A 12,416-nucleotide genomic window follows, 5' to 3' on the forward strand; every position below is an offset into this window, starting at 1 on the left:
TTATTGCCAGTAGCTAACGTCGGCGTCTTCGCCGCTACCGCCGGCTTTGCCATCGAGGCCATAAGTCAGCAGATCATAGTCGTGGCCATTTTCGCCCGGCACTCGATAGATGTAGGGCTTATCCCATGGATCGTTCGGGACATCCTTCATCAGGTAGGGGCCGTTCCATTTGCTCTCGTCATTTGGTCGTTTGACCAGCGCATCCAGCCCCTGCTCATTGCTGGGGTAGCGGCCAGTGTCTAGGCGGTAATGATCCAGCGCATCAGCAATGGATTTCATCTGGCTGGCTGCGGTTTTGGTTTTGGCTTTGCCCACCTCACCAAACAGCTTTGGCCCGACGTAGCCGGCCAGCAGGGCAATAATCAGCAGTACGACCAGCAATTCCAGCAGGGTAAAGCCGGCGTGTGCTGAGCGAGAAATATCTTGCTTAGTCATGTTAACTCTCGTGTAGAAATCTTTTTGTCGAGACGTTAGTTTATTCCATCCTCTAGCTGACATGCTAACTGCCTTTTAACCGGTAAATCAAGGCTTTTTACTGCGTTGTGCGGGCTGCAAATCCAGTATTTTTGCGGGTTCTGTGATGTGCATCCTTTTTTGCTTGCGGCCATGTCTTTCTTTCTGCTCGTGTTATTTTTTGGTCAATTTGGCTTAAATATAAATGCGTTATGCATAAAAAAACCCCCTCCAAAGGAGGGGGTTGCAACAAGCACTAAAAATTACTTGTTGATGTGAGTCATTGCATCAACCAGTTCGCCAGTGGCGGTGTCGCCGTCGGCTTCCCAGCTGAAGATACCGCCCATGCCCATTGATTTCGCGTAATCAGCTTTCAGTTTGATATCGCGTGGGGTGTCATACGACCAGAAAGTTGAACCATCAAACTTGTAGGTTTGTTTGGTTACTGGGTGGATGTACTCAGTACCTGGTGCGTTCTTCAGTACTTTGTAGTCCTCGATCCCTTTCTCGTAAGTACCGGCTGCGCCACCAGTGGCTGCTTGATACAGGCCGTTATTTACATTGGTCACGCCAGTCCAGCCGCGGCCGTAGAATGGTACGCCAATGTGCAGTTTCGCTGCTGGTACACCACGAGCGATCAGGTCTTTTACTGCCGCATCGGTGTAGTAGCTAGTGATCTTGCCAGTTTTTGGATCTTTGTAGCGTGGGCTAGCTGGATCTGCATACAGTGCTGACTGGAAGTCGGTTGGACCTTGAGCATCCCATGCGCCATTGAAGTCGTATGACATGATGTTGATCCAATCCAGGTACTTGCTGTATTCGCCTGGAACGGTAGCGGCAATTTTCTCATCGCCAGCACCGATCGCTACGGTCAGCAGGTAGCGCTTGTTGTTTTGCGCGCCGATTGCGTCCAGTTGGGCGCGGAATTCTTTCATCAGCAGCGTGTAGTTTTCTTTGTCGCTAGCAGATACGGTGTTGGTGCCGATACCTTGTACGCCTGGGTATTCCCAATCGATATCGATACCATCAAATACACCGGCACCTACGCCTGGACCACCAGCGTTCGAGCCTGAATCAAATGGCAGGTTGCCTTTGATCCACACGTCGATACACGAAGAAACCAGTGTTTTACGCAGTGCATCGGTTGAAGCGGCTGCAGAGAACCATTTCGACCAAGTCCAGCCACCCAGAGAAATCAGTACTTTCAGGTTCGGGTTTTTCGCTTTCAGTTTTTTCAGCTGGTTCCAGTTGCCTTTCAGTGGGCCTGATACGCCGTTGCGTGGATCATCCCATGTTGGCCAGCCGTAAGCGTCAGCTACGCCATCCACTGATTCGTTCGCAGCAAAGCCTTTTTGGTACAGAGCCCAAGCATCGCCACCATCTTGGTTGCCGGTTTCAGCTTTGTTTACGTTGGCTTGACACTGGTAAGTGCCATCAGCTTGTTTGTAAACGTTACCGAATGAGTAGTTCAGGAAGGTCAGCTTGGCTGCTTGGCCGCTGTCTTGAACGTTTTTCAGGTAGAACTTACGGCCGTAGATTGACCACTCGGCAAAGTAAGTGCCGATTTGTTTCGCGCCAGTGCTTGGTGGTACGGTTGGCGTAAAGGTCGGTGCTGGTGTTGCGGTAACCACTGGGGTTGCGGTAGGCGCTGCAGTGACTACTGGCGTTGCCGTTGGGGCTGCCGTCACAACTGGTGTTGCAGTTGGCGTAGCAGTTGGTTTTGGTGTTGCGGTAACCACTGGTGTCGCGGTTGGCGCAGCAGTCACAACTGGTGTGGCCGTCGGAGCCGCAGTTACCACTGGAGTGGCTGTTGGTGCTGCGGTGGCGGTGCCGCCGCTGCACGCGCCCAGATCTTTCCAAGGTTTGCCTGAGCCGGTATTCAGATCTGGCTGATCACCGCTGGTCCACCATTGTGCTTGGTATGAACGACCGTTGTAGCTTACTTTCTGGCCGCCGGTGTAGGCGGTGCTGCTGCTCCAAGCGGCATCAACACAAGCGCCTGGGGCCGTGCTTGGTGCAGTAGTTGGCGCCAAGGTTGGCGCATTAGTTGGGGCAGCAGTCGGTACTGAAGTTGGTGCGGTGGTTGGCGCTGCAGTGGCGCTACCGCTTACCAGTTCCCATGGGCCCCATTGCTCGGCGCCTGGTACGTTGTTTTGTGTCCACCATTTTGCTTTGTAATCTTTACCTTGGTAAGTAACAACTTCACCGCCGGTGTAGATGGTGGTGCTGTTCCAAGCTGGGGCAGCAAATGCAGCCGATGATGCGAAGGCTACTACCGCAGAAATTGCAGTCAAACGGAAGTTCATTCTGATTCCTCTCATCCTGTAAATTGGAGTGTCCTAACTCCGGGGCGCAGCTTAGCAAAATGCAACTGACTCCCAGTATCACGACGGTCACAACCAGTGGAGGTAGTCGCTATGTCGACGTTTTGCGCACGATCGAGCGTCCGGCCGGTTGTTTAAGCTCAACAGAAAGTTTTTGTGATACCACTTTCTGGCAACTCGCATGCAGCTTCTGCTTGGGTAAAGGGCTGTTGTGCGTGGTGCTGTAGTGGTAATTTTTCACACTACATCGGGGCTGTCAACACCGCTTAACCGCGACAAATGGCGTAAAACCTAGGTTTGAATTGGTTTGTAAGTTTGAGTTTGGCTTTGAAAAAGATAAGGTAAAACCACTACGCATGACGAGCGGATAAATTTGTCACCGGTGCCTGCGATAAAACCAGTTGTGATGTGCATTGATACCAGTTTGTTTACAAGGGTTTGGTCTGTAAGTGGTATCTTTTTGAGGTGAGCAAAAAACACAAAGGCAGCCACCGGGGCTGCCTTTGATTTTTGCGTCTAGGCGACGAAACTAGCCGCTGTGAGCAAGGTCACAGCTTGGTGCGGTATTTACGCCGCAAAGCGCTCAGCAACCACGGCCCAGTTCACCAGCTTCCAGAAACCTTCCAGGTAGTTTGGACGGCTATTGCGATAGTCGATGTAGTAGGCGTGTTCCCAAACGTCACAGGTCAGCAAAGCGGTGTCCGCGGTGGTCAGTGGGGTGCCAGCGGCGCCAGTGTTAACGATATCAACGCTGCCATCGGCTTTTTTCACCAGCCAGGTCCAGCCAGAGCCGAAGTTGCCAGCGGCTGAAGCGTTGAAGGCTTTCTTGAATTCGTCAAACGAACCCCATTTGGCGTTGATGGCGTCGGCCAAGGCGCCTGCAGGAGTGCGCTCTTCGCCATTTGGGTTTGGCGCAAAGCCCAGCCAGAAGAAAGTGTGGTTCCAGGTTTGCGCGGCGTTGTTGTACAGGCCACCCGCTGGAGCAGTTTTAACGATCTCTTCCAGCGATTTGCTTTCGTTCTCGGTGCCTTTGATCAGGTTGTTCAGGTTGGTGATGTAAGTCTGATGATGTTTGCCATAGTGGTAAGACAGGGTCTCGGCCGACATGTAAGGAGCGAGGGCGTCTTGCGCGTATGGCAGTTCTGGCAGTTTGTGTTCCATGAGTGGATTCTCCGGTTGGGTGGTCATCTAGGCTGATATGGCGTTGTCGCAGTGTATTTCAAGTACTTGCATTGTATTTGGTGGCCATGGGGCACTATGGTATCGTGAAAGACGGTGTGTCGCATGGTGTGATGCAGGAAAAACCCAGTGCCAGCTTGCCTTGCCGGCTGGATCTGCGTGCTAGACCCGTGGTGATTTATGAGTATTCTGTCTTTGATTCTGGCGCTGGCGCTGGAGCAGTTGCGCCCGATCAGTAACCGTAATCCGATCTATCTATTATTTGTCCGCCTCGCCAACCAAATGGCGCGGGGGATGAATGCTGGCGAATATCGCAATGGGGTATATGCCTGGCTGCTAGCTGTGGCGCCATTGCTGGCTGGTGCGGTGGGGGGGTATTGGTTGCTGGCGCAGATTAATGTCTTTGCCGCCATGTGCTGGAATGTGGCCGTGCTGTATTTGCTGATGGGATTTCGCCAGTTTAGTTACGCTTTTACCGGGATCTCGAAAGCGCTGCAGCGCGATGATTTGCCGGCGGCCCGCGATTTGTTGGGTGGGTGGACTGGTCAATCGACTTCGGAGCTCAGTGAGCCTGAAGTAGCGCGCCTCACCATCGAGCAAGGCGTGATCGATTCGCATCGTTACGTCTTTGGCACAATTTTCTGGTTTGTATTGCTGGCAGGGGTGGCTGGACCGGCAGGGGCCGTGTTGTATCGCGCCGCGAGTTTGTTGCAAGAGCGCTGGGGCGGGCATGGCGATGTGTTTGGCCGCTTTGCCGATACGGCCATGGAATGGATCGACTTTATCCCGGTGCGCTTGGCGGCGATCAGCTTTGCGATTGTGGGCAATTTTGAAGATGCGGTGTATTGCTGGCGCGAGCAGGCGGCGCAGTGGATGGATCAGGAGTACGGCATTTTGCTGGCTTCAGCAGCCGGCGCGCTGGGCGTTAAGCTGGGCGAGGCGCTGCATCAAGATCACACCGTGAAATTCAGGCCGGAACTGGGCGTGGGCGAAGTAGCTACAACCGATGATCTGGTGAGTGCGGTGGCGCTGGTGTGGCGCGCGGCGATCTTGTGGCTGGCGGTGATTTTGCTGTTCTCCATTGCCCAGTGGCTGTCTTGAGCGAGGTGAGTGATGGCGGAAATCCAGATCGGCACGCAAACCCTGCGCGTTAATAATATCTTTTGCGTGGCCCGCAATTACCATGCGCATGCCAAAGAGATGGGCTCGCAGATTGCGGCCGAGCCCATGGTATTTATCAAACCCAATTCAGCGGTGTTGCAGCCCGGGCAGCCGATTGTGTTGCCGAGCTGGTCGGCGGATGTACATCATGAGCTGGAATTGGTGGTGGCGATTGGGCTGGGCGGCCAAAATATCTCGCCTGCGCAAGCGTTGGACCACGTTGCAGCTTATGCTTTGGGGCTGGATCTGACCGCTCGCGATGTGCAGGCCGCGGCCAAAAAAGCCGGCAACCCTTGGACTTTGGCCAAAGGCTTTGATGGCGCGGCGGTATTAACTGATTTTGTGCCGGCAGCAGGTATTGAGCCACAGCAGCAAAGTTTTAGTTTGCAGATTAATGGCGAGCTGCGACAGCGGGCGCACACGCAGGATATGGCTTTTTCGGTGGCTGAGTTAATCAGCTGGCTCTCGCGCTACTTCACCTTGCAGCCTGGTGATTTAATTTACACCGGCACCCCCGAAGGTGTGGGGCCACTGCGAGCGGGTGATGAATTGCGTCTGCAATGGGATGGCTATCTGCAAGCCGATTTCACGGTACGCTAGCTGGGTATATTGTGCTAAAGCTTGGTAGATAAAGAACAGGGGTGAATACCCCTGTTTTTATTGGTTAGGCTTGGGCGAGGCTGGCCAAATCCCAGCGAGGTTGTACGCTGTAAGCGCCGGCGGTTTGTTGATGCTGCAGGCGCTGGGCGCCGGCGTAGGCGATCATCGCGCCGTTGTCGGTGCACAGCGCCAGGGGTGGGTAATACACGGTGTATTTGCGGCGAGCGGCCGCTTCGTCTAGTGCGGCGCGCAGTTGCCGATTGGCGCCAACCCCGCCCGCAATGACCAATCGTTGCAGGCCGGTTTGTTTGAGCGCTGCCAGTGATTTCTTGACGAGCACTTCAACAATGGCGGCCTGAAAAGCGGCGCAAATGTCAGCCTGGGTTTGGGGGTCTAGCTCGCTTTGCGCATTCACTAGATTTAATACGGCGGTTTTAAGCCCCGAAAAACTCATGTCCAGATTGCCGGAGTGCAGCATGGGGCGTGGCAGGGTAAAGCGGTTGACATCCCCTTGCTCAGCCAGTTTGGAAAGCGCTGGGCCGCCAGGGTAGCCCAGGCCCAGTAGTTTGGCTGATTTATCAAAAGCCTCGCCGGCGGCGTCATCCACTGTCTCGCCTAATAATTCATAGCGCCCCACGCCGTGCACTGCCATCAGCTGGGTGTGGCCACCAGATACCAGCAGTGCTACAAACGGGAAGGCTGGTGCGGGGTCGGCCAGGCAGGGGGATAATAAATGCCCTTCGAGGTGATGAACGGCAATAGTGGGTTTGTCGAGCGCAAAGGCTAGCGCGTTAGCGACCGAGGCTCCCACCAAGAGTGCGCCAGAAAGGCCAGGGCCGGCCGTGTAGGCGATGGCGTCGATGTGCTCCAGGCTGCGGCCTGCCTCGGCCAGGCAGGCGGTGGTCAGTGGTAGAACACGGCGAATGTGATCGCGCGACGCGAGTTCGGGCACTACGCCACCGTATTCGCTGTGCATCGCCATTTGCGTGTGGAGCTGATGGGCGAGCAAACCCGCTTCGGTGTCGTACAGGGCTACCCCGGTTTCGTCGCAGGAAGACTCGATTCCTAGTACCAGCATGCTGTGCGCTCTTTGGCTTAAACAAGATAAGTTGCTATGTTAGCGGGCATGGGCGCAACAATAAAGTCTGTTGCTGCGAAACGGTTTTGACAGTTGGGTGGTTTTCGGGGATAATGCACCCCTTTACTAGATTTCCGGCCAGCTTCTGGCTTTTATTTACCACAGGATTCGATTAATGCCTTCAGTTCGCGTTAAAGAAAACGAACCGTTCGAAGTAGCGATGCGCCGCTTCAAGCGTGCTGTTGAAAAAACCGGTCTGCTCACCGAACTTCGTGCTCGCGAGTTCTACGAGAAGCCAACCGCTGAGCGCAAGCGCAAGCTCGCTGCTGCTGTTAAACGTCAGCACAAGCGTCTGCGCAGCCAGCAACTGCCAGCTAAACTCTACTAAGAGTTTCGACTGCCAGTCCGAAAAAGGTCGCCCTGCGCGACCTTTTTTATTTTCTATTCGCGCAGTAGTATGCGCTTTTCCCCGTTGCTGCCGTTGATCTGGAGTTTGCCATGAGCCTGAAAGAACAAATCACTGCCGATATGAAAACCGCCATGAAGGAAAAGCAGGCTGACCGTCTGGCCACCATTCGGCTGTTGATGGCTGCCATGAAGCAGCGTGAGGTGGATGAGCGTATTGAGCTGAGCGATGCCGACATCACGGCCATCATCGAAAAAATGCTCAAGCAGCGCAAAGACAGTATCAGTCAGTTTGAGGCGGCAGGGCGGCAAGATCTGGCGGATAAAGAAAAGGCCGAAATGCTGGTGCTGGCCGACTATATGCCGCAGCCATTCAGTGCCGAAGAAATCGCCGCTGCGATCGACGCAGCTGTGACCGAGCATGGGGCAACCCCTGCAAACATGGGCAAAATCATGGCCACACTCAAGCCGCAACTGGCTGGGCGCGCCGATATGGCTGAAGTGAGTAAGCTGATTAAAGCGCGCCTGGGTTAAGTCGCGACAATGGCGCGAATTCCTGAGGATTTTATTCAGGATTTGCTCAACCGCGTGGACATTGTCGACGTGGTGGAGCGCTATTTGCCGCTGAAAAAAGCCGGCCAGAATTACATGGCCTGCTGCCCGTTTCACAAAGAAAAATCCCCCTCGTTTACGGTGAGCCCTACCAAGCAGTTTTATCACTGCTTTGGCTGCGGTGCACATGGCTCGGCGCTGAGCTTTGTGATGGAACATCAGGCGCTGAGCTTTCCGGATGCGGTGCGTCAGTTGGCCGAATCGGTGGGCATGACGGTGCCGAGCGAAGACAGGCCGCCTAGCCCGGCGCAGCAAAAAGCACCGGGGATTTTTGATGTTCTAAAAACCGCCTTCGATTTTTACCGTGCGCAGCTCAAAACCTCGCCAGCGGCGATTGAATATTTCAAAAAACGTGGCGTGGCCGGTAAAACCGCGGCGCGATTTGGTTTGGGTTTTGCGCCAGGCGGGGAAGATTGGCAGCCTTTAAAAGCGGCATTTCCGGATTACGACTGGAATGCTTTGCTGGCTGAGGCCGGCTTGGTGATCGACAAAGAAGAAACCAAGCGCCGCTATGATCGCTTCCGTGATCGGGTGATGTTTCCGATTATGAATCAGCGCAGCCAAATCATTGGTTTTGGCGGCCGGATTATGGGGCAGGGTGAGCCTAAATACCTAAATTCGCCCGAAACGCCGGTGTTTGAAAAGGGCCGTGAGCTGTATGGCTTGCCGCAGGCGCGGGCGGCGATCCGTGATCGCGGGCGGGTGCTGGTGTGCGAAGGCTATATGGATGTGGTGATGCTGCATCAACATGGTGTGGAATACGCGGTGGCCTCGCTCGGTACTGCCTGCACGCCAGAGCATATTCGCAAATTGCTGAAGTTGGCGGATGAAGTGGTGTTTGGCTTTGATGGCGATAAAGCAGGCCGTCGCGCCGCATGGCGGGCGCTGGAAAACAGCTTGCCCGAAGTGCGCGATGGCAAAGAGCTACGGTTTTTGTTTTTGCCGGCCGAACATGATCCGGATTCGTATGTGCAGGAATTCGGTCAGGCGCGCTTTGAGCAGTTGATCACCCAGGAGGCGCTGCCGCTCTCGCAGTATTTGCTTAAAGAGTTGTCGGCGCAGGTGGAGCTCACGATGGAAGAGGGGCGAGCCAAGTTGTTGCGCTTGGCTCAGCCCTATCTTGAACAGCTGAATCTCGCCCCGATCTTGAAATTAATGCTGAGCAAGCGCTTGGCCGAGCTGTGCCAGCTCACCATGGACGAGATGAGTCAGGTTTTATCTGGGGTATCTTCGTCTAGGCAAGCTAATGAAATGCCTGTGGCGCAATACTTGGATGGAGTATATGCCGAGGCTGCATCCGGCTACGCGCCGGCGGCGCCATTCGAGCGCAATCGCGGATGGCGCAGTGCGCGAGCGGGTCGGGATGGGCGTGACAGTGGCTGGACGCCACGTAGTGGCAAAGGGCAGTGGCGCAATGGCCGTTTTGGCGATCGCGAGCAACGCCCGCCCAGTCTGCCGCCACGACCAAAACAAGACCCCTTGTTGCGGGTGTTGCAACTTGCGGTGCAGCGCCCGGAGCTAGTCGCGGGGAGTGACGCGCTGGAGCTGGCATGGGGCCTGGAAGGGCAGGTGGGGCTGGTGCGTGAAGTGCTGCAATATATTCGCAATCAGGCTGACATAAGCTCGACGGCTTTGCTGGAACATTGGCGCGGCGCGCCGATTTATCCGCGTTTGCAGCAAGTGCAGCGCGATTCGCAGGGCATGTTTGATAAATTTGCCTACGATGAGCTGCAGGCAGAATTTTGTGACAGTTTGCACAATGCCGCCCAAACCCAGCGGCGGGGTTCTACACTGGATCGAAAGGCCGAGCTGGAATACCGCGATGCACACGGTGGGTTAACCGACGCCGAACGTGCCGAGTATCTGGCGTTATTGTTGAAAAAATAAGCCCTTAGCCCCATTAAAATACAGTGGCTTGGGGATAGTAACCATGGTGGCAGGGGCGACAGCCCCCCCAAACTCTGGTATAATTTTCGGTTTTGCTAGACACATCAAGTAGAGTCATGGCAGCAGATAAAAAACACGACAAAGAAAATCCTGAATTGAGCGGCAAGGAAGCGGTTGAGAAGCTCGACCCTGAAGCGCGCAAAGCGAAATTCAAATCCCTGATCGTTCTCGGCAAGGAGCGCGGCTACCTGACGTACGCCGAGATCAACGATCACTTGCCAGAAGACATGCTGGATGCCGAACAGATCGAAGGCATCATCAGCATGATCTCCAACATGGGCATTCAGGTCTACGATGAGGCGCCAGATGCCGAAGACCTGCTGATGTCGGATGCGCCTGCTGCAGTGGCTGATGAAGATGCCGCCGAAGAAGCAGAGGCCGCGCTGTCATCGGTGGATGCCGAGTTTGGCCGTACCACCGACCCTGTGCGGATGTATATGCGCGAAATGGGTACCGTGGAACTCTTGACCCGTGAAGGCGAAATTGAAATCGCCAAGCGGATCGAAGACGGCCTGCGCCACATGATTACCGCTATTTCCGCCTGCCCAACCACCATTGGCCAGATTATTGATCTGGTTGATCAAGGTTTGAGCGATGAAATCCGCATCGATGATGTGATTGATGGTTTTATCGACCCGAACGCGGTGGAAGAAGAAGAGCAAGAGCCGGATCTGCCCGATCCAGATGCCATCGAAGAAGGCGATGAAGAAGACGAGGAAGAAGACGACGATGGCGACAGCGCTGCTGCTGCATCAAGTGCCAACCTTGAGCTTCTGAAAGAGCAGGCGCGTGAGCGTTTCCTGCTGATTCGTGATCTGTACGACAAAATGCTGCAAGCGCTGGCGAGCGGTGGTACAGCCAATCCGGCCTACCAGCAACACCAGCAAGCCATTGCAGATGAATTCCAGACCATCCGTTTCTCGGCCCGTCAAGTTGAGTCACTGTGCGATGTCATGCGCTCGATGGTGGATGACATTCGTACACACGAACGCCAGATCATGGATCTGTGTACGCGCCGGGTTGGTATGCCGCGTGATCATTTCATTAAAGTATTCCCAGGTCGGGAAACAGATATGGAATGGGTGAACGAAGAAGTTTCGGCCGAGCATTCATACTCGGGCGTGATGTTCCGTTACAAGCACGCGATCATGGAAAAGCAGCAAAAGCTCAATGAGCTGCAAGAGCAATCAAAAATCAGTATTAAAGAGCTGAAAGAGATTTCTCGGCAGATGAGCACTGGCGAAGCCAAAGCTCGCCGTGCTAAGCGTGAAATGATTGAAGCCAACTTGCGTCTGGTAATTTCGATTGCCAAGAAATACACCAACCGCGGTCTGCAATTCCTGGATTTGATTCAGGAAGGCAATATCGGCTTGATGAAAGCGGTGGATAAATTCGAATATCGCCGTGGATACAAGTTCTCAACTTATGCCACCTGGTGGATTCGTCAGGCGATCACCCGTTCGATTGCCGATCAGGCGCGCACGATCCGGATTCCGGTGCACATGATCGAAACGATCAACAAGATGAACCGCATTCAGCGGCAAATCTTGCAGGAAACCGGCCTAGAGGCCACGCCGGAAGAATTGGCGATCCGCATGGAAATGCCGGAAGACAAGATTCGCAAAATCTTGAAAATCGCCAAAGAGCCGATTTCGATGGAAACCCCAATCGGTGATGACGATGACTCGCACTTGGGCGACTTTATCGAAGACCAGAACAATATGGCGCCGGCTGATGCCGCTGTCTATGCCGGTCTGCGTGAGGCTACCCGCGAAGTGCTCGATACTCTGACGCCACGCGAAGCCAAAGTGCTGCGCATGCGTTTTGGTATCGATATGAGCACCGATCACACGCTGGAAGAAGTGGGCAAGCAGTTTGACGTTACCCGTGAGCGGATTCGTCAGATTGAAGCCAAGGCGCTGCGTAAGTTGCGCCACCCAACTCGTTCAGAAAGATTGAAGAGTTTTATTGAAAACGCCGCCAGCGACCAGTAAAATGCTCACCTTTCGGGCCTTTAGCTCAGTCGGTTAGAGCAGAGGACTCATAATCCTTTGGTCGCGGGTTCGAGCCCCGCAGGGCCTACCAAAGAAATCAAGGGCTTAGCTTCGGCTAAGCCCTTTTTTTTGCTCCGCAATTCCGGCTTTGCTCCGCAATTTTACCTTGTGGGCTTCACTAATTTACCTGCGCGATGCCTTGCTAGTGCCTCGTGATCTGCTCTGAAGAGTGTCCGGGCAGACTATATGCGGCCTGCATGCCGTTGTCTGTTTCAACGCAAGTACCGGTTTTGAAGCATAAATTCGTTTAGCCTAGGCGACCCTACCTGATTCTCCAAAGTAAGCACATTTCAACTCGAATTGCTTTTTGTTGCTGACCACTGGGAATAATCACTTTCAGTTGTGAATCGGCGCTCCGCCTATGTTGGGCTGTACTTGATGGCTGCAAGCCTTTTTTGATTTGACAGTATTTTAGTGGCTTGTGACATCAGTCACAGCGTTGCTGGGTGGGTTTTTAGTCATCTTCGCGTAATATTGTGGGTTGTTCTGATATTTGGTCTTGCAATATGAACCTCAGCGACCTGCTTTCCAGCTTCGCCTCGGCCTTCACCCAAGACCAGCGCCTGCTCACCCTCCAGCTCGGAGATGGCCAGCGCTGGAGCG

The 12,416-nt window shown here is 54.2% G+C and carries 10 protein-coding genes and 1 tRNA gene; 7 read left to right on the forward strand and 4 right to left on the reverse strand.

Annotation, left to right across the window (positions count from 1 at the left end):
• The 3 genes from gspG to L991_RS06325 form a co-directional block, all read right to left on the reverse strand.
• On the reverse strand, window positions 1–435 hold the full coding sequence (gspG, locus tag L991_RS06315; protein ID WP_052190673.1) for a type II secretion system major pseudopilin GspG: 435 nt from the start codon (window positions 433–435) through the stop codon (window positions 1–3).
• Between the two features lie 281 nt (window positions 436–716).
• Window positions 717–2,759: a glycosyl hydrolase family 18 protein gene (locus L991_RS06320; protein ID WP_197053827.1), complete on the reverse strand. Its 2,043-nt coding sequence runs from the start codon at window positions 2,757–2,759 to the stop codon at window positions 717–719.
• A gap of 585 nt (window positions 2,760–3,344) precedes the next feature.
• Window positions 3,345–3,938 (reverse strand): superoxide dismutase, encoded by a 594-nt coding sequence (locus tag L991_RS06325; protein WP_047393414.1) that lies wholly within the window; start codon window positions 3,936–3,938, stop codon window positions 3,345–3,347.
• Window positions 3,939–4,136: 198 nt separating this feature from the next.
• Here L991_RS06325 and L991_RS06330 point away from each other — a divergent pair, with 198 nt between their 5' ends.
• Both L991_RS06330 and L991_RS06335 read left to right on the forward strand, forming a co-directional pair.
• Window positions 4,137–5,057, forward strand: a complete 921-nt coding sequence (locus L991_RS06330) for a CobD/CbiB family protein (RefSeq protein WP_028449260.1) — start codon at window positions 4,137–4,139, stop codon at window positions 5,055–5,057.
• Between the two features lie 12 nt (window positions 5,058–5,069).
• Window positions 5,070–5,717 (forward strand): fumarylacetoacetate hydrolase family protein, encoded by a 648-nt coding sequence (locus L991_RS06335; RefSeq protein ID WP_047393417.1) that lies wholly within the window; start codon window positions 5,070–5,072, stop codon window positions 5,715–5,717.
• Between the two features lie 64 nt (window positions 5,718–5,781).
• Here the strand turns inward: L991_RS06335 and tsaD are convergent, their stop codons facing one another.
• Window positions 5,782–6,795, reverse strand: a complete 1,014-nt coding sequence (gene tsaD, locus L991_RS06340; RefSeq protein ID WP_047393420.1) for a tRNA (adenosine(37)-N6)-threonylcarbamoyltransferase complex transferase subunit TsaD — start codon at window positions 6,793–6,795, stop codon at window positions 5,782–5,784.
• A 175-nt stretch (window positions 6,796–6,970) separates the two neighbouring features.
• On the opposite strand from tsaD, the gene rpsU reads away from it, so the two are divergent.
• From rpsU to L991_RS06365, 5 genes are all read left to right on the forward strand, one after another.
• Window positions 6,971–7,183, forward strand: coding sequence for a 30S ribosomal protein S21 (rpsU, locus tag L991_RS06345; RefSeq protein ID WP_028449263.1), 213 nt, complete (start codon window positions 6,971–6,973; stop codon window positions 7,181–7,183).
• Between the two features lie 110 nt (window positions 7,184–7,293).
• Window positions 7,294–7,734, forward strand: a complete 441-nt coding sequence (locus L991_RS06350; RefSeq protein ID WP_047393424.1) for a GatB/YqeY domain-containing protein — start codon at window positions 7,294–7,296, stop codon at window positions 7,732–7,734.
• A 9-nt stretch (window positions 7,735–7,743) separates the two neighbouring features.
• Window positions 7,744–9,699, forward strand: coding sequence for a DNA primase (gene dnaG, locus L991_RS06355; RefSeq protein ID WP_052190674.1), 1,956 nt, complete (start codon window positions 7,744–7,746; stop codon window positions 9,697–9,699).
• A gap of 116 nt (window positions 9,700–9,815) precedes the next feature.
• A complete protein-coding gene (gene rpoD / locus L991_RS06360) occupies window positions 9,816–11,753 on the forward strand; it encodes an RNA polymerase sigma factor RpoD (protein ID WP_028449266.1) in 1,938 nt (645 codons plus the stop codon).
• Window positions 11,754–11,767: 14 nt separating this feature from the next.
• Window positions 11,768–11,844: transfer RNA gene (locus tag L991_RS06365), tRNA-Ile, on the forward strand.
• The last annotated feature ends 572 nt before the right edge of the window (window positions 11,845–12,416 follow it).

This window comes from Chitinibacter sp. ZOR0017, from assembly GCF_000799095.1.
Classification (GTDB): Bacteria; Pseudomonadota; Gammaproteobacteria; order Burkholderiales; family Chitinibacteraceae; genus Chitinibacter; species Chitinibacter tainanensis.

Coding starts and splice junctions, on each gene's coding strand:
- gspG (WP_052190673.1), bottom strand. CDS start 435: ATGACTAAGCAAGATATTTCTCGCTCAGCACACGCCGGCTTTACCCTG.
- L991_RS06320 (WP_197053827.1), bottom strand. CDS start 2,759: ATGAACTTCCGTTTGACTGCAATTTCTGCGGTAGTAGCCTTCGCATCA.
- L991_RS06325 (WP_047393414.1), bottom strand. CDS start 3,938: ATGGAACACAAACTGCCAGAACTGCCATACGCGCAAGACGCCCTCGCT.
- L991_RS06330 (WP_028449260.1), top strand. CDS start 4,137: ATGAGTATTCTGTCTTTGATTCTGGCGCTGGCGCTGGAGCAGTTGCGC.
- L991_RS06335 (WP_047393417.1), top strand. CDS start 5,070: ATGGCGGAAATCCAGATCGGCACGCAAACCCTGCGCGTTAATAATATC.
- tsaD (WP_047393420.1), bottom strand. CDS start 6,795: ATGCTGGTACTAGGAATCGAGTCTTCCTGCGACGAAACCGGGGTAGCC.
- rpsU (WP_028449263.1), top strand. CDS start 6,971: ATGCCTTCAGTTCGCGTTAAAGAAAACGAACCGTTCGAAGTAGCGATG.
- L991_RS06350 (WP_047393424.1), top strand. CDS start 7,294: ATGAGCCTGAAAGAACAAATCACTGCCGATATGAAAACCGCCATGAAG.
- dnaG (WP_052190674.1), top strand. CDS start 7,744: ATGGCGCGAATTCCTGAGGATTTTATTCAGGATTTGCTCAACCGCGTG.
- rpoD (WP_028449266.1), top strand. CDS start 9,816: ATGGCAGCAGATAAAAAACACGACAAAGAAAATCCTGAATTGAGCGGC.